The following is a 17,634-nucleotide window of genomic DNA, read 5'->3' on the forward strand; positions in this document are numbered from 1 at the left end:
AGGATCTACATAGCAATCGCTTCATAAAAAAATCGCAGGTATTCAAGGAGGCGTTTATCCAATGGAACATAAAATCCAGTATCATACGGCTCAAATCAACGGTTTGGACATTTTTTACCGTGAAGCAGGAGCTCCCGGCTCGCCTGTCGTATTACTGCTGCATGGTTTCCCGACTTCCAGCCATATGTATCGTCAATTGATTCCGTCCCTTGCCGATCAGTATCATGTGATCGCACCTGATTATCCGGGATTTGGTTACAGCAGCGCGCCAGACCATGATCAGTTCCGTTACAGCTTTGACCATTTCAGTCAGCTCATCGAAGAATTGCTGGCACAATTAAATATCCAGACCTTCTATATGTACTTGATGGACTATGGTGCTCCCGTCGGGTTCCGGATCGCGGCGCGACATCCCGAGCGGATCCGAGGCCTGATCATTCAGAACGGGAACGCCTACGATGAGGGACTCGAAGAATTCTGGAATCCCATTAAAGCTTACTGGGAAGATCCGGCAAACCCGGATAAACGTGAGGCTCTGCGCTGGCTTACCAGCATCGAGGCAACGAAGTGGCAGTATACGCATGGAGTCGATGACGCCTCCCTCATCAGCCCGGACACTTATACCTTGGATCAAGCGCTGCTCGACCGTCCCGGCAACCAGGATATTCAACTGGATTTGTTCCTGGATTACGGATCGAATCCTCCCTTGTATCCGGCTTGGCAGCAATATTTCCGCAATGCTCAGCCGCCAACCCTGATTGTGTGGGGGCAAGGCGACCACATCTTCCCTGAGAACGGAGCCCATCCGTATCTGCGTGATTTGCCTCATGCCGAGCTGCATCTTCTGAAGGGTGCCGGTCATTTTGCACTGGAATCCCATGGACCGGAAATCGTTCAATACATCCGGGCATTTTTGGAACGGCAATGATTCTGAGCATGATTCAAACCCAAGGTGACAGGTTATTTTTTCATCCGTCTTTTCTCGGAAACGCACTTCATGATACAATCCCCCAATAAGTAAGGATTCAGGCAGATCCGGATGAAGTAGGGGGGACATCATGGGCATCCGACCGATTGATATCGCCAAGAAACTCGGGATTACCACAAGTGCGCTCAAGCACTATGAGAAATGGGGAATTGTCCCTCCTGCCGAGCGTGCGCCGAACGGCTACCGGTTATATACCGAGGAGCATGCCGCTTATTTCGAGTGCATCCGCGCCATGTTTCCCGGTTTCGGCGTAGACGTGACGAAGCGAGTCATGAAGAAGCTGCTGGAAAGGGAGCTGGATGATGCGCTCTGGATCGTAAGCGAGGTGCAAGCCCGCCTCCAGCAGGATAAAATCCTTGCGGAGCGGACCATCCGCATTCTGGAAACGGAGCAGCTTGACGCAGTCGATGCCCGAGGCCGCAAGAAAGAGCTGACCATCGGGGAGGTTGCGGCCGAGATCGGCGTTCCCACCTCGGCCATCCGCCATTGGGAGAAGGAAGGCGTCCTTATCCTGCCGCGGGATCAGGATAACGGCTACCGGAAATTCGATGGTGCCCAAATCCGGCAGATTATGATCATTCGGATTCTCCGCTCAGCCAATTACCCGCTTGAAGTCATCAAGGACGTCCTGCATGAGCTCGAGCATCATCAGGTTCATAACGCCAGACGGGTGCTCAAGGACACGCTGGTGTACCTCAATCACCTCAATCATAACCAGATACGCGGCGTGCACTACTTATATCAATTGTGCCAAGTATTGAAGTTAATGTAATCCGCTATCCATTCGCACATTGGTTATTGCTGTAACAAAAAAACAAACCCGGAGCCTCATCCGGGTTTGTTTGTGTGTATGTGCCGCTTATGGATTAACCTTGATGGAACCGACCGAGGTCGTCAGGGATATTTTCGCTCCGCCGCCGTTAACGTCGCTCTGTCCCCGGCTTGCTCCTGTAATCTGTCCCAGCTCGGTTTCGGTATCCAGCGTATATTTCATGGACGGCGCGAACGCAGCGGTGATGCTGCCTGCCGATGTGTTGGCCGTCAGCGAGCCGTCCGGGTCGATCTGCCCAATATCCAGCTTGATGCTCCCCGCTTCGGATACGATCCTGGAGCTGCCCGTGATTTCCGTTTGGTTGAGCTGAACTTCCCCGGCTCCCAGCTGCAGCTCGAAAGCCCCCTTCAACTCGTTCACCCTTACCTTCCCGACATCATTTTTGATACGGATATTCTGCAGGGCTTCCGGTACCTCGATCACATAATCAATCATGAATCCGGAATCGCCGAACTGCTTCTGCGACCAATCCCACAGGCTAATGCCGGAGTCGTCTCTTGGATGCGTCCTTAATTCCAGCATGCCGTCCTGGAGCGTCAAGGAGGTAGCGGCCTGCTCCGTCACCTGGGTGCGAATGTTATCGTTCTTGAAAAAACTTTCGTTGAACCACACGGTTGTTTTCACGTTGATCTCGTTACCGGATGCCGCGATAAGCTCGATATTGCCTACGGCATGGTCGATGACCAGTCCCTCGGCTGCGCCGGCTTCCTGAGCCGTCGTCCATTCGAACTCCTTCCCTTCCCGCTTTACTTGATCGCTGATGGCTATCGCTGATTCGCCGGCTATGTTCCCGATTTCCGCTAATTTATCAAGCTCCCGGTTTACCGCTTCATCGGCATTTTGGGCAGCGTCGCATCCGACCAGCACGGCAAATATCAACAGCGACGAAATTTTCACGGCCAGCATGCTCTGTTTTCTCTTCAAATCCTCCACGTCCATTCCTGTTTATGTATATGTCCATTATATCGCGGAGGAAAAAGTTCACACGCTGCCGCGGACCAGTTTCTTCCTGGACCTTAGTCTGGGACGCCCCCTCCGTCTTTTGTATGACGCTGCACGTACGGATCATTCTTCCAATCGCTGTTGCCCCCAAATTTCAATCATGGTTTTGTAACGGTAGAAAATCGGGGACAAAGCTAAAAAAAAGAAAAGGAAGTTGCTGCAGTAAAAGATCTACTCTTGGAACAACCCTTTTCTCTAAAATCATGCGCGGTTCTCATGGCTGGTCTATCCGCAGCACGACCTTTCCCCGAACATGACCGGATTCCACGGCACGATGCGCTTCCGCCGCTTCGCTCAGCGAGAACGTCTGCGACACATGGATTTTCAGCTTCCCTTGTTCATACATTTGAACCAATTCCGCTAATCGATCCTTGGAGCGCTGGCTGCGGATCGGGCGCACCCCCAATTCTTCTACCAGATCGAAGGCCACGATCGTTCCGATGCGGCTCCGGTCGCCGACAAGCGCCACCGAGGCCCGCAGCGCTTCTTCGCCGGCGGCATCCAGCGCAGCTGTCACTCCCTCGGGGGCGCAAGCCTTGACCCGGTCTACAAGGCCTGGTCCATAAACAACGGGAACGGCGCCCAGTGAACGAAGATAATCATGATTTCGCTCGCTTGCGGTCCCGATGACCCGCGCTCCCCAGGCTCGAGCGATCTGGACGGCAAAGGAGCCGACTCCCCCCGCTGCCGCATGAATCAAAACCGTATCCTTATGGCCAACCCCTAGCATCCCAAGTGCCGTATGGGCGGTTTGCCCTGATGCGGTCAAGGCACCCGCTTCCTCCCATGGCATCGAATCGGGTTTCCGTACAACTTGGTCTGCGCTGACCACAACATATTCAGCGTAGCAGGCGAGTAGTGACCAGCCAATGACGTCATCCCCAACTTCAAATTCCATCACTCCCTCTCCTACCTGATCAACCGTTCCGGCGAATTCGTTGCCGAGGATTTGCGGCATCCGCAATGTCACCCCGGGCGGCGCCCAGCCGCTTCCCCTGATTCCGCAGTCGGCCGGCTGCACGCCTGCAGCCTTGATGTTAACTCTTATCTGGCCGTTGCCGGCCTTGGGATCTTCGAAGTCCATAACGCGCAAAACTTCCGGCGGTCCAATCGTACTGAACGCAGCTGCTTTCATATCGATCATCCTTTCATACATCCCTTGATCTTGTTTCTGAGACCATTCTATAATCATCGATAGATAATAAAAAATACAAAATAATCTATGTATATATATACTGGAGTATATAAGCAGGGACGGTGAACCGTAATGGAAATGTTGCAGCTGAAGTATTTTGTTACCGTAGCAAGGCTTGAACATATGACCAAAGCCGCAGAGGAGCTCCATATTGCTCAGCCGGCGCTCAGTAAGACGATCTCCAGACTCGAAGAGAATCTCGGGGTTCCGTTATTTGAACGCCAAGGCAGGCAAATCCGCCTCAATCCGTTCGGCAGAGCATTTTTGGCGAAAGCCAAAGCTGCCCTGCAGCTGCTGGAAGAGGGAAGGCGGGAAGTGGAAGATCTTGCGGGGCTGGAGCATGGGCGCATTCATTTGGCCTTGTCCAACATGGAGCAGCTCCGCGAGCCTTTACGCTTGTTTCTGCGCGAACATCCGAAGGTCAACTTTCATATTATCCAGTCCTCGATGGAGGATATGGTTCAGACGATTGAACATAATGAAGTGGACTTCTTTCTGACCTCCATGCCCGTTCGGCATCCGGATATACGCAGCTTGCCATTGCACGTGGAAGAAGTGTTCTTGGCAGTCCCTCCCACCCACCGCTTAGCCGGAAACAATCGCATCCGCTTAAGCGAGGCTGCCGGAGAATCCTTTGTGGGTTATAAAGAGGGCCATCCGTATCAGAAGATGAATAACGAGTTTTGCAAACAAGCCGGTTTTCAACCGAAGGTCGTCTGCGAGGTGGAAGACCCCGGGACCATCGCCGATCTGGTCCGTTCGGGGTTTGGCGTGGCTTTAATCGGGGAATGCAGAAGCAGCGAGGAATTAAAGCTGACGAAGCTCAGCATTCAAGAACCTCTCGCACGCCGGGTATTCCAAATCGCATGGCTGGAATCCAGATACTTGTCCAAGGCCGCGATTTCCTTCCGCGATTACCTCGTCGAATATTATGCGGATCACGGTAAGAGAGACATAACCACGTCGTAAACGACGTGGTTTTTTATGATATCGAAATTTCAAACCCTGCAGCGCCGTTTCACTCTCTGGCTATTCCACTTGGGCACGTTGTCTGTCCGTGCACCTTGGTAGAACAAGACCACAATGAACAGTCCCTGCGGTGATACTTCGAGGGTTGACAATATTTGGGGAGTGATTATACTTTTGAGTAAACACTCAGTATTTTGAATTCATCACTCATGACTATTTAGCATCCATGGAAACCGGAAGCTCCACAAGGAAGTTTTGCCTATTTCATTCCAAAGGAGAAAGACATCTGACTATGCCTACAACAACCCGTCGAAATGCCAAGAAGGAACGGATATTGAACGCCGCTCTGAAGCTGTTCTCCCAGCAGGGATTCCATGAAACGACAACCAAAGAGATTGCGGCCGAAAGCGGCGTGGCCGAGGGGCTGATCTTCTACCACTTTGGAGATAAACGGAAGCTGCTGCTCTTTCTTGTGAACAATTTTTCCTTTGCTGCGCAGCTTCAAGAGGATGCAGGTGAATTGTCGAAGCTTCCTGCGGACGAGGCCCTGTTTCAATACGGCATCGCATATCTCCAGTTCCTCAGGACGAACATGGATTATCTGATGCTCATCTGGTCACCTGAACTCATGAAGGATGCCGAGGTATCAAAAGAGGTTTTGCGGCTGATCGGTGGTCTTGGGACTGTAAGCAGCAGCATGCTCAAACAGGCGGCGGGATCGAGTCGTCAACCGGAACACACGGTTCAGGTTGCCATGATGATGATGACCTCGTCCATCCTGGTCTATAGCATGCTCCATTTCCGTTTCGGAGAGGAAGCGCTCCCGCTCGGGGACGAATCCTATATTCGCGAGCTCGTCCGGCTGCTGCTGCATGGGATGAACGAAGAACCGGATCATGACGTCTTCTCTCCGTGAAAAACGATGTGTACAAATAGCTGATGGCCGTATAGAACATGCTGCATCGGCTTCTTTTATCTTCACAATTTGAGTGTTTACTCAGTTTCTTTTCGTTAGGCATCGCTAATATGGTTTGAAGGGAGAAATGAGGATTATGCTGTCATTCATGCCGGATTGGAATTTCGTCATGTTGTTGTGGCTGCTGCCGGTTGTATTTTTCATTCACGACGGAGAAGAAATTGCCACGATGGAATGGTGGCTCAGGAAGAACAAGAACAGCCCCTGGATCACGAAATTTTCGCCCGTCTCCATTTCGTGGGATAAGAACATCACCCTGCAATTCTCCTTTGCCGTACTGCTGATCGGGTTCATCCTCACCTGCGTAACGTTTCTAACGGCGCATATCTTCCATATCGGCAGCCCGTTCAACGCCCTGTTCGCGGGGTTCGTTACGGTGTTCCTGCTGGACGGCGTGAAACATGTGGGGGCCTCAATCGCGCTGAAAGCATACACCCCTGGCGTCATTACAGCTGCGTTCCTTGAAATTCCTTACGGAATTTATGCGCTCAACCGCCTGCTGTCCACTGGAATCGTGGATGCCACGGCATTCGCGATGGGAACCCTGATCTCCATGCCGCTCATTCTGTTTCTGGTGTGGTTTGGTTTAACGCTTGGGAAACGAATCGCGCCGCACCGCATAAATACGTAGGCTCCGATAACGGTGCCCTGCAGCGCTTTCAAATGTCAACACTCTTTTCGATTGAACGTGAGATATGTCATTGCGAATCTCTCCCTGGGCAACCTCGCTTCCTCAACATATTAGCCAAGCGCCGGCTCATAAACTTAATGGATGGCAGTTTAAACGGATGCGTTTCGTAAAAACCATGTGGAGGGAGATACCGATGATGGAGGATCAGAACCAGAAACGAGAAAATGCCGGCCGTATACCCCAGCCGATTCGCAGCGACGGTGCTGGCGGGCCGGACTATGGTCCGCGGGATGTGATGAGGGATATCGAGAATCCCGACATGCTTGTCCCTCCGGTCACGGATGCGGGCTTGATGCCGAATCTGAAAATGTCGTTCTCCGACACGCATATGCAGCTGAATCATGGCGGCTGGTCGCGGGAAATTACGGTACGGGACCTGCCGATTGCAACCACGCTGGCCGGCGTGAACATGAGCCTGACGCCCGGCGGAGTTCGGGAGCTGCATTGGCATCAGCAGGCGGAATGGGCCTATATGATATGGGGCATCGCCAGGATTACGGCCATGGATGCAAGCGGCAGGAATTTTATCGCGGATGTGGGACCGGGCGACCTTTGGTATTTTCCGGCCGGCCTCCCCCACTCGATCCAAGGACTCGAGGAAGGCTGTGAATTTCTGCTGGTCTTTGACGACGGCCACTTCTCGGACCTGAACACCTTATCGATCTCCGACTGGTTTGCCCACACGCCTAAGGACGTGTTGTCCGCCAACTTCGGCGTGCCGGAGAACGCGTTTGATCATATCCCTAAGGAGCAGGTTTATATTTTTCAAGACCAGGTACCGGGTTCGCTTGCCAGCCAGGAGGTGCAGTCTCCCTACGGAACGGTGCCGCTCAGCTTCAAGCACCGGCTGTTGGCGCAAGAACCGATCATAACCCCTGGCGGAAGCGTAAGGATCGTGGATTCCCGCAATTTTCCGATCTCCAAAACCGTTGCTGCCGCGTTAGTCGAGATCAAACCTGGCGCCATGAGAGAGCTCCATTGGCATCCGAATCAGGACGAATGGCAGTATTACTTGACCGGGCAGGGACGAATGACCGTATTTGCAGGCAATGGAGCGGCTCGGACCTTCGATTACAGAGCCGGCGACGTCGGTTACGTGCCTTTTGCCTTCGGTCACTACATACAGAACACGGGGACGGAATCCTTATGGTTTCTGGAAATGTTCAGAAGCGACCGGTTCGAGGATATATCCTTGAATCAATGGATGGCCTTGACCCCTCGGGATCTGGTCCGGGATAACCTGAACGTCGGAAACGAAGTCACCGACGCTTTGCGCAAGGAGAAGTGGCCCGTCGTAAAATATCCGGGATTTTCGTATTATCCGCGATAACGCTCCACTCCCCTTCTTTGTCTCAGACATAGCCCGTTTTACCAAAAGAGCTTGCAGGCCTGCCAAAGGGCTTGATTCCGAGGCGGTCTGCATGTGCTCTCATGCTGAGATTGACTTTTCCTTCCTTCTGCCATATAGTTCATTAATGAAACTATTTCATACGTGAACTATTTGAGAGGAGAACTATCATTGAACGACAAAGCAAGGCAGTGGATCGACCGCTATGTCGATGTCTACCTGCTGGTATCGCGGCGGATCAATGCCCAGATCCGAGAGCAGCTCGGCGAAGACCTCACCAGCGACCAGTTTCAGGTGGTACGCTTGATCAACGGCATGGATCGCTGTACCTCATCCTATCTGGCGGAAGCGCTCGCGGTCGGCAAAAGCTCGGTCACGGCCATCGTCAACCGCCTCGTGGATGCCGGCATTATCGACAGAACCCGAGACGAAGCGGATCGCAGGCTGGTGTATCTGACTTTAACGGAGTACGGACATACGATTTTTGAATCGGCCCAGGAGCAGATAAGGGAGATCGTCTCCCCTTACCTGCAGCATTTTGAAGAAAAAGATATCGAAATGTTTATCTCGATGTTCGAGAAACTGGGGCAATTGATGTTTGAATCAGGGGGGAGAAAGAATTGAAAGCTATACTGAAAGCAAGATGGGCCATCATCGTGCTGTGGCTGGTGGCCGCCGTCGCGCTGTTTATGTTCGCGCCTTCCATGGCGGACCTGGTGCGGGAGAAGGGCCAGCTATCCGTGCCGGATGGATACACCTCTTCGCGCGCGGCTGAAATCCTGAAGGAAGCCTCCGGGGGCGAGGGCGGGGAAACTCTGAACCAGGTTGCGCTTGTCTTCAACAAACCCGACGGGTTAAGCGAAGCGGATAAGGAAAGCATCCGGCTGGGCGTTCAAGCTTTAAACGACAATAAAGACAGCCTTCACATCGATTCCATTAATGAACCGTTCACGCAGACGGAGCTGGAAGACACGCTCATCGCCAAAGACGGCAAGACCATCATGGTCGCGCTTCAGGTCAGCGGGGGCGAAGAAGCCGTGAAAGAGCTGCCCGGGAAGGTCGATCAGGTGCTCGAAGGCGTTCAAGCCGATCATTATCTGACCAGCGAAGGTCTCATCAACGAAGATACCATCGTCAGCTCCGAGGAAGGCCTGAAGAAAACGGAATATATTACGGTCATCTTTATTCTGTTGATCCTGTTCGTTGTTTTCCGTTCCTTCGTGGCACCGTTCGTGCCGCTGTTGACCGTGGGGCTTAGTTATCTCGTGTCCCAGTCGGTCGTATCATTTCTCGTGGACCAGTTCAACTTCCCGATATCCACTTTCACCCAGATCTTTATGGTGGCCGTCATGTTCGGGATCGGAACCGACTACTGCATCCTGCTGATCAGCCGGTTTAAGGAAGAACTCACCACGTCCGAAGATACCCAATCGGCCATTATCGAAACTTATCGGAAAGCCGGCGGCACCGTGCTTTATTCCGGGCTTGCCGTATTCGTCGGCTTTGCAGCCATCGGTTTATCCAAGTTCATTCTGTATAAATCCGCGGTTGCGGTTGCCATCGGCATCGCGGTTATGCTTCTTGCGTTAGTCACGGTCGTGCCGTTCTTCATGGCGGTCCTCGGGAAGAAACTCTTCTGGCCGTCACGCGGCAAGCTGGAACACAGCGAAAATAAACTATGGGGAGCGGCCGGTTCCTTCTCCCTCAAGCGTCCTTGGGCCGCCATGCTCGTCGTGGCCGTCATCGTCGGGCCCTTCCTCGCTACGTACAGCGGCAAGCTGTCGTTTAACAGCCTGGAGGAAATCGGTCCGAGTTATGATTCGGTCAAGGGCTTTAATATCATTTCGGACAGCTTCGGTCCCGGGCAGTCGCTGCCTTCCACCATCGTGATCAAGAACGATGACCGGATGGATACGGCGGAGTACATGGGACTCGCGGAAAAAATCAGCCGGGAAGTGGAAAAGGTTGAAGGCGTTTCGAGCGTTCGCGGACTTTCGCGTCCAACCGGCGAGCAAATCAACGATTTCCTCATTCCAACTCAAGTCAAAACGTTAAACGAAGGACTCGGGGAGTCCAAAGACGGGCTGACCCAAATTCAGAACGGACTTTCCGAAGCAGGCAAGCAGCTCAGCGAGAATGCGCCGAAGCTGAATGAGGCTGCTGCGGGAGCGCAAGAGCTGACGAAGGGAACGGCCGACCTGAAGGACGGCATCACCGAGCTGGGTCAGGGTCTCAGCGCCATTCAAAAAGGGATACAAAGCGGAAGCGCCGGTGCCGGCGAGCTCAAAGCCGGACTCGCCAAGGCAGCGCAAAGCGCGAAAGAGTTGGCTGCTGCCCACGACCAGCTGCTTCAAGGCTACAAGCAGCTCGACACCGGATTAGCGGCCCTAAACGGCGGCGTTGCCGGAATCCAGGAACAGTTGGGCGGCGTTGCCGCTGCTCTGAAAGGACTTGAAGGCTCCTTCACGGGATTGGAGAGCAGCCATCCGGAACTCGTTCAGGATACCGATTATCAAACGATTAAAGGCACCGTTACCCAAACGGCAGCAGGCACGGCCGAATTGGCCGCGGGATTGGGACAGATCTCCGAGCAGCTTAAGGGCGCATCGGCAGGCTTATCGGAAGCCAACGCCGGCTACGCCAAGGCAGCCGCAGGTCAAACGGCGCTTGCCGACGGTCTTCAGCAGCTTGTGTCCGGGATCGCAGAGCTTCAATCCGGCCTCTCGCAAGCCGCTAACGGGCAGGGCCAAATCGTAAGCCAGATCCCTTCCATTACGGGCGGACTGGACCAGCTGCAAGGCGGCCAGAAGCAGCTTGCCGACGGGTTCGGCGATCTTACCGGACAGATCGGAGAGCTGACGGAAGGACTGAATTCCAGCGCCGACGGGCTGAAACAAATTTCGGACGGACTGCATTCCGCTCAGGATTACCTGCAGCAAATTCAGGACGTTCAGGATGAGGACCTCAGCGGATTCTTCATCCCGCAGGAAGCCCTGGAGAACGAAGAATTCCAGACGGTATTCGATACCTACTTGTCCGATGACCGCAAAGTGATGACGCTGGATGTGGTGCTGTCAACCAATCCGTACAGTGAAGAAGCGCTGGGCAGCGTCGAACAGATTCAGGCAGCCGTCGACCGTGCAGTAAAAGACACGAAGCTGGAGAACGCCGAGGTTGCCATCAGCGGCATTACCAGCACCAACAACGATTTGCAGAGCATCTCGAATGAAGATTACACGCGTACCGTGATTCTCATGCTGAGCGGAATCTTCATTATCCTGGTCGTGCTGCTGCGATCCATCGTGATGCCGATCTACCTGATTATTTCGCTTGTCATCACGTACTTTACCGCCGTCGGCGTTACGGAGATGATCTTCGTCCACGGCTTCGGATATTCCGGCATTACTTGGGCCACGCCGTTCTTCAGCTTTGTGATGCTGATTGCGCTAGGGGTGGATTACAGCATTTTCCTGATGGCACGCTTCAACGAGAACAAAGCCTGGAACGTTCAGGATGCCATTCTCCATGCCATGCGCAACATGGGCACGGTCATTCTGTCCGCGGTGGTCATTCTTGGCGGTACCTTTGCGGCCATGTATCCATCCGGCGTATTGTCCATGATGCAGATCGCCACGGTCGTCTTGGTTGGACTTGTGCTTTATGCTCTCCTGTTCCTGCCATTCTTCGTGCCGGTGATGGTTCGCATCTTCGGCCGGGCCAACTGGTGGCCGTTCAGCCCTAAGGAACAGGGCGACGCTTCCAGAACGGGTCATGACCTGAAGATGTAATTAACATGTTGAATACGATAAAAAGGGCTGCACCCTCGTTAGGCATACGGGGGATGCAGCCCTTTTGTCGTTCCCTCCCAAACATCGGAATCTTCATACCATTCTTCCGTAAGGGCAGGGCTATCGCATTCAGAGTATGGTACGGGCCGTTATGTCCTCTACTGCACAATTCCGATATAGAACCCGTCATATCCCTTGCTTCCAACCGTTTGAATGGCCGTGCCGGCAATCGAGGAGTCTGCCGACAGCATATCCATGAATTTTCGGATGCCATGCACCCGAGGGTCTGTGCTGTGATAATCGATGACTTCTCCGTTCCGGATGACATTATCGCTAATGATGACGGTGCCGGCCTTGGAGAACTGCAGCGCCCACTTCAAATAATTCGGATTGTTCGGTTTATCGGCATCGATGAAGATCAGATCGAACGGCTCCGCCTTTTCCTTAGCCAGTTGCTCCAACTGCGCCAATGCATCGCCTACGCGGATGCTGACCCTATCCTCCAGTCCAGCCAACTCTACGTTGGATTTGGCAACCTTCGCATGATGCGGATCGAGCTCCAATGAAATCAGCCGCCCTTCTGTCCCGATCGCCCTAGCCATCCAGATCGTGCTGTAACCGCCAAGCGTACCAATCTCCAAGATTCGTTTCGCTCCCTTGATCTGAACGATCACGTTCAGCAGCTTGCCCTGAGCGGGAGATACATCGATCTCAGGCAAGCCTGCCTCCCGGTTTGCGGCCAACACCTTCTCCAGCACCTTGTCATAAGGAATCAAATGTTCCGTCACATAATCGTCCACTTTGCCCCAAGTCGCAGCATCATTCGCATTCGCTTTCATGCCTGTTTCCTCCCTTAAACTTCAAATTGGATTTTACACATTCATTGTATGTGATTTATTATTATAAAAATAATATATAATTAAATAATTTATATAAATATAATATATAAATAAGACAGGAGTGCGGCTCCATATGAATTTACATGCCTTACGGCTGTTTCACGTCATTGCCACAACCGGCAGCGTCACCCGGGCTGCCGAATTATTAAATATAAGCCAGCCGGCCATAACGGCACAGGTTAAGAAATTCGAGAAGGAGCTTTCCCTTACCCTGTTCAAGCCGCAGGGCAGAGGCATCGGATTGACGCAGGCTGGCGCCGAGCTGCTCCCCCTTGCCAAAAGGCTCTTCTCGGTTGAGCAGCAGATCGAACAATTCTGCCGGGATTACCGCAGCGGTTCGAGGGGGCATATCCGACTGGCCGCAACCTACCTTCCCTCCCATTTTCTTCTGCCGGCCTGGCTCGCAAAATACAAGCAGCGGTACGAAGACGTCGAAATGAGCATTACCACCACGAATTCCAGCGATGCGCTTAAGCAACTGCTGAACATGGACGTGGATCTTGCGATATACGGCGGCCTCCCTGAGGAATCGCCGGATACGATACAGACCGAGGAGCTGTTCCGGGATGAGCTGTGGTTTGTCGTCTCCCCCGACCACCGTTATGCCAATCAGCATATCTCCCTGGACGAGATGATGAGAGAGCCCTTTGTCATGCGGGAGGAGGGAAGCTCAACGCGAGAAAGGTTATTTGCCTTATGCCGCACCCACAGCGCGCCTTCGCCCCGCATCACGCTGCAATTCAACGGCCTGCACGAAGCGATCACGGCCGTCATTGCCGGATATGGAGCCAACTTCGTGTCTTCGCTCGTGGTGCGGGAATACGTGGAGCGCGGCGAGCTCAGCCAGGTATACGTCGATGGCATCGAGCTGCAAAATATCATTGCGGTCTGCACCCGCAAGCATGAAGCATTATCCGCTGCCGCCATGAATTTCGTGGAGATGATTCGGGAACGGCCATAATATAACCGTATGTATTTTGGCAAGATGGAGCTGCGCTTTTTGGAGCTTGCCTGCATTCTTCCTTGGGGCCTTGTCAGAGAAAACAACCCGTATGCTGCTCCGGCATACGGGTTGTTTATTTGCGTTCTGTTCACTTGGATCTGCCCTTCCGTTTTCATACGTTTAGGGTACGATCGCGGAAAATCGCCGCGCGTCACCCTTTAATGGAGCCGATCATGACGCCTTTCTCGAAATATTTTTGCATAAACGGATAAATGAGCAGAATCGGAAGCGTCGAGACGATAATGACGCCGTACTTGATCTGGTCGGCATATCGCTGCGCGTACCCTCCGGCATCCCCGCCCGTTCCCGCACCGCTCGAGAATACCTGGTTCGACAGCAGGATATCCCGCAGAACGATCTGCAGCGGCTGGAGCTTCGTATCCCGGATATAGATCAGCGCCGTAAAGAAATCGTTCCAATGCCCCACCAAATAATAGAGCCCGATGACGGAGACCAGCGCTTTGGACAGCGGCAAAGCCACTTTGAAGAAGAAGGTAAAGTGAGAGCAGCCGTCCATGACGGCGGCTTCGTGCAGCTCCTGCGGCAGCGAGTTTTCAAAGAACGTCCTCGCAATGATCAAATAAAACACATTCACGGAGAACGGGAGAATAAACACCCAGATCGTGTTGGTCAAGCCAAGACCCTTCATCAATAAATAGGTCGGAATCAGCCCGCCGTTGAAGAACATCGTGATCACAAAAATAAACATAATGATGCGTCTGGCGCGAAATTCCTTTCTGGACAGCACATAAGCTGCCGGAAGCGTGAACAGCATGTTCACCAGGGTGCCGAACACCGTGTAAAACAACGTATTTCGGTAGCCGGTCCAAATCCGCATATCCTTGAAAATTTCCTGGTAACCGAAAAAACTAACATTTTTGGGGATAAACATGACCTTCCCCGTAGAGACGAGCGTTGAGTCGCTGAACGAAGCAATGATGATAAAATACAGCGGATACGCAATCAGCAGAAAAATCAAAACGCACAGAAAACCCAAGATGATCTTAAATCCCAGCTCCTTGCCGTTGATGCGCATTCTGGCAGTTTCATGTTCCACAACCGTTTCTCCTTCCCCAATCATTAGAATAAGCTCGTTTCCGACATTCTCTTCGATATCGTGTTCATCGCATACAGAAATACGAAATTGATGAGCGTGTTAAACAAACCGATGGCCGAAGCCAAGCTGAACTGGTTGGAGATGATCCCGATTTTGTAAACATAGGTGGCTATGACCTCCGAGACGGGAAGGTTCAGCGAATTCTGCATCAGGAATATTTTCTCGAAGCCGGTCCCGAGGATATTCCCCATGCTGAGAATGAACAGGATGATGATGGTTGGAACGAGTGCGGGAATGTCGACGTACCGGATCGTCTGCCAGCGGCTGGCCCCATCGATCTTGGCTGCATCATACAGCTGGGGATCCACGGTGGACAAGGCCGCAAGATAGATAATGCTGTTCCAGCCGCAGTGCTGCCATATGTCGGAGAGCACGTACACCGGAATAAAGGTCGAGGTGGAGGCTAACAAATTGATATGCCCCAGCCCCACCGACTTCATAAAGTGACCGACAACGCCGGTTTCGGAGGACAGCAGCACGTTCAGCATCCCGACCAGCACGATGATGGATATGAAATGGGGCAGGTATACGGTGGTCTGCATCACCTGCTTCATTCTTTTTCGGCGAATCTGGTTTAGAATGAGCGCTAAGATGATCGGGGCCGGAAAGCCGAGCACGATCGTGGCCAGACTGATCAGAAACGTGTTTCGCATCAAATCGGTGAACAGGTAACTGTCGATGAATTGCTGAAAGTAGGCGAGCCCGCGCCACTCTCCGCCGGTCAAGCCTTGGCTGAAATCGTAATCCCTAAACGCAAGCTGGATGCCGTACATCGGCACGTAGTTAAACAACAGAATGACGGCAATCGCCGGAAAAATCATAATCCACAGCTGGTAATCACGTCTGAAGGTGTCCAATCTTTTGCGAGGCCCCATATCCTCCCTCCTAGTTTTGATTCATGTAATCGTCGTAATATTTTTGCATAATCTCAAGATTCTGCTTCAGGCCTGCCTTCTCGCTTTCCTTGATATACGCGTCCCATTCGGCTTCCACGCCGCCCTTGGTGACCCATTTGGCAAAGCTGGATTCCGCCAGATTCATTACGTTCGTATTGTTCAGGCTCATGGCGTTATTGTCCATGGTGGAATACTTGATGAACAAGCCGGGGAACACGTCTTTATCGGGATCCACGTCCAAGGCCGCCTCCAGCGGCTCCGATTGACCCAGCACCTCCTGCATATCGGTGCCAAGCGTCAGCTTTAAGGTATCGGGAATATAAAATGCGCCGTTGTCCGCCATTGTCGAGGTCCATTTCCACGTGCCCGGATCCATCTTGGCATCGGCCGGAGGCAGAACGGCATATGTACCGTCTCCGTTATCTTTAATGTTCGGTCCGAGGGATCCGAACAGCACCTGCATGCCCACCTCGGGCGCATAAAGCTCGTTGATGAATTTCATGGCCGCTTCTTTGTTCTTGGTCTTGGCGGACATGACGATATGGTTGGTGCCATAATTCAGGGAGTAATGATCGTAGCTCCAGGACAGCTTCCCTGCATAATCTGCCGACACCTTCATCGGCGGCATGGAAGCATACTGCGGTGCCAGCTGCTCGCCGAAGCGGTCGGACGCCACCCATCCCCAAGTAAAGCCGACCTTGGCCGTATCCCCTTCCCCACGCGCGATGGATTGAAATTTCGTATAATCATGCGTGAACACTTCCGGGTTGATCAGACCCGCCTTGTACAATTTATTCAGAAACGCGACCATCGTTTTGTACCGTTCATCCGTCAGGAAGTTCTTCACCTGACCGTCTTCCACGAAATAACCTTGTCCGCTGCCGTCCGTCAGCGTAATGCCCATGCTGCCCAGGAGCACCGCGGGGTTAAAATATCCGCCGATGCCTCCCGGCCAATCCATCGGAATCTCGTCATTCGGATCGCCGTTGCCGTTGGCATCCTTCTCTTTGAAAGCCACCAGGACTTCATACAGCTCATCCCATGTGGTCGGCATGCTCAGACCGAGGTGATCCAGCCACTGCTGGTTAATGAACTGCCTGCTGGCGGTAGCGGGCCAGAACCGCTGATATTTCGGGAGACCGTAGATTTTGCCGTCCGACTGCGTGGCGATTATTTTCGTATCCGGTTTTTCATTAAACATGTTCTGTACGTTGGGCGCCTGCTCCAGCATGCCGGATAGATCCTGGAACAAGCCCTGGAATTGCGCAAAGTCTGCATCCGTAATGACGTTCGGCCCGATGAACAGATCCGGAATATCGCCGCTGGCCAGCATCGTCCCTTTCTTCTGTCCCCAATCCGCGGTAATCTCCTGCCATTCGATGTCCACGCCCGCCGTCTCCTCAACCTTTTGCAGCCACTCCATTTCGGCCAGCGGCTTCGTGAGCGGGTGCTTGGTAATGATAGCGGTAAGCTTTACTTTGCTGCCGGTTTGGTCTCCGGAAGTCTCCGCCGAGTCGTTCTGGCCGCCTCCGGCCCCGCTGCAGCCTGTTAACAACATGGCCGTCATGGCGACAAGCGAGATGAAAACGTTTACCCTTTTCTTCATTCCATTACCTCCTGGTTTCGTTTGTTGGTCTGGTCCATGGGGGTATACGGCCTTGAGTCGGCCTTGCCTTGGGACAGTTTTCACTCTAAATGAAGGCGGCGAGCACCGTAAACGGACAGTTTTTCAGGCATCCTCATTTTTTGAAGGCGCCTATCATCCCATAAATGTAAACGCATCCATTACAAGCCGGCGCATGGAATTCAAATTTTGTATATGTTCAAAAATTGAAACATCTTAGCCTGTAAAACAACTGCCTAGGAATAGCTTCTAAGCAAGCAGGTTTATAAAAGACCGCTGTAATCGGCCTTGTCATCGGCATCAGCG

15 protein-coding genes are annotated in these 17,634 nt (G+C 52.8%); 9 read left to right on the top strand and 6 right to left on the bottom strand.

Annotated features, from left to right (window positions below):
- Positions 1-61 precede the first annotated feature (61 nt).
- Both GYMC10_RS23155 and GYMC10_RS23160 read left to right on the top strand, forming a co-directional pair.
- A complete protein-coding gene (locus tag GYMC10_RS23155; RefSeq protein WP_015736766.1) occupies positions 62-928 on the top strand; it encodes an alpha/beta fold hydrolase in 867 nt (288 codons plus the stop codon).
- 130 nt (positions 929-1,058) lie between these two features.
- The gene (locus tag GYMC10_RS23160; RefSeq protein WP_015736767.1) at positions 1,059-1,760 is read left to right on the top strand and encodes a MerR family transcriptional regulator; all 702 of its coding nucleotides are present in this window, start codon (positions 1,059-1,061) and stop codon (positions 1,758-1,760) included.
- Between the two features lie 87 nt (positions 1,761-1,847).
- Here GYMC10_RS23160 and GYMC10_RS23165 read toward each other — a convergent pair whose 3' ends face one another.
- The gene (locus GYMC10_RS23165) at positions 1,848-2,753 is read right to left on the bottom strand and encodes a DUF4097 family beta strand repeat-containing protein (protein ID WP_015736768.1); all 906 of its coding nucleotides are present in this window, start codon (positions 2,751-2,753) and stop codon (positions 1,848-1,850) included.
- Between the two features lie 283 nt (positions 2,754-3,036).
- A complete protein-coding gene (locus GYMC10_RS23170; RefSeq protein ID WP_015736769.1) occupies positions 3,037-3,957 on the bottom strand; it encodes an NADP-dependent oxidoreductase in 921 nt (306 codons plus the stop codon).
- Positions 3,958-4,089: 132 nt separating this feature from the next.
- Here GYMC10_RS23170 and GYMC10_RS23175 point away from each other — a divergent pair, with 132 nt between their 5' ends.
- The 6 genes from GYMC10_RS23175 (at position 4,090) to GYMC10_RS23200 (ending at position 11,789) form a co-directional block, all read left to right on the top strand.
- Positions 4,090-4,986: a LysR family transcriptional regulator gene (locus GYMC10_RS23175; RefSeq protein ID WP_015736770.1), complete on the top strand. Its 897-nt coding sequence runs from the start codon at positions 4,090-4,092 to the stop codon at positions 4,984-4,986.
- Positions 4,987-5,278: 292 nt separating this feature from the next.
- Entirely contained in the window at positions 5,279-5,902 is a 624-nt protein-coding gene (locus GYMC10_RS23180) for a TetR/AcrR family transcriptional regulator (protein WP_015736771.1), read from the top strand.
- Positions 5,903-6,038: 136 nt separating this feature from the next.
- On the top strand, positions 6,039-6,593 hold the full coding sequence (locus tag GYMC10_RS23185) for an HXXEE domain-containing protein (protein WP_015736772.1): 555 nt from the start codon (positions 6,039-6,041) through the stop codon (positions 6,591-6,593).
- 193 nt (positions 6,594-6,786) lie between these two features.
- Complete coding sequence (locus GYMC10_RS23190; protein WP_015736773.1) at positions 6,787-7,983, top strand: oxalate decarboxylase family bicupin; 1,197 nt, start codon at positions 6,787-6,789, stop codon at positions 7,981-7,983.
- A 189-nt stretch (positions 7,984-8,172) separates the two neighbouring features.
- The gene (locus GYMC10_RS23195) at positions 8,173-8,625 is read left to right on the top strand and encodes a MarR family winged helix-turn-helix transcriptional regulator (RefSeq protein ID WP_015736774.1); all 453 of its coding nucleotides are present in this window, start codon (positions 8,173-8,175) and stop codon (positions 8,623-8,625) included.
- Positions 8,622-11,789: an MMPL family transporter gene (locus GYMC10_RS23200; RefSeq protein WP_015736775.1), complete on the top strand. Its 3,168-nt coding sequence runs from the start codon at positions 8,622-8,624 to the stop codon at positions 11,787-11,789. Before GYMC10_RS23195 ends, GYMC10_RS23200 begins: the two co-directional genes overlap by 4 nt.
- A 158-nt stretch (positions 11,790-11,947) precedes the next feature.
- Here GYMC10_RS23200 and GYMC10_RS23205 read toward each other — a convergent pair whose 3' ends face one another.
- Positions 11,948-12,628: an O-methyltransferase gene (locus tag GYMC10_RS23205; RefSeq protein ID WP_015736776.1), complete on the bottom strand. Its 681-nt coding sequence runs from the start codon at positions 12,626-12,628 to the stop codon at positions 11,948-11,950.
- A gap of 133 nt (positions 12,629-12,761) precedes the next feature.
- Between GYMC10_RS23205 and GYMC10_RS23210 the strand changes: the two genes are divergently transcribed.
- Positions 12,762-13,649, top strand: a complete 888-nt coding sequence (locus tag GYMC10_RS23210; RefSeq protein ID WP_015736777.1) for a LysR family transcriptional regulator — start codon at positions 12,762-12,764, stop codon at positions 13,647-13,649.
- Positions 13,650-13,842: 193 nt separating this feature from the next.
- Here the strand turns inward: GYMC10_RS23210 and GYMC10_RS23220 are convergent, their stop codons facing one another.
- From GYMC10_RS23220 to GYMC10_RS23230, 3 genes are read right to left on the bottom strand one after another with little or no spacing between them, the layout of a single operon-like run.
- Positions 13,843-14,772: a carbohydrate ABC transporter permease gene (locus GYMC10_RS23220; RefSeq protein WP_015736778.1), complete on the bottom strand. Its 930-nt coding sequence runs from the start codon at positions 14,770-14,772 to the stop codon at positions 13,843-13,845.
- The gene (locus tag GYMC10_RS23225) at positions 14,772-15,683 is read right to left on the bottom strand and encodes an ABC transporter permease (RefSeq protein ID WP_015736779.1); all 912 of its coding nucleotides are present in this window, start codon (positions 15,681-15,683) and stop codon (positions 14,772-14,774) included. The genes GYMC10_RS23220 and GYMC10_RS23225 overlap by 1 nt, the downstream gene beginning before the upstream one ends.
- 10 nt (positions 15,684-15,693) lie before the next feature.
- A complete protein-coding gene (locus tag GYMC10_RS23230) occupies positions 15,694-17,310 on the bottom strand; it encodes an ABC transporter substrate-binding protein (protein ID WP_015736780.1) in 1,617 nt (538 codons plus the stop codon).
- Between the last annotated feature and the right edge of the window lie 324 nt (positions 17,311-17,634).

It is taken from the genome of Paenibacillus sp. Y412MC10, from assembly GCF_000024685.1.
In the GTDB taxonomy this organism is placed as follows: domain Bacteria; phylum Bacillota; class Bacilli; order Paenibacillales; family Paenibacillaceae; genus Paenibacillus_AQ; species Paenibacillus_AQ lautus_A.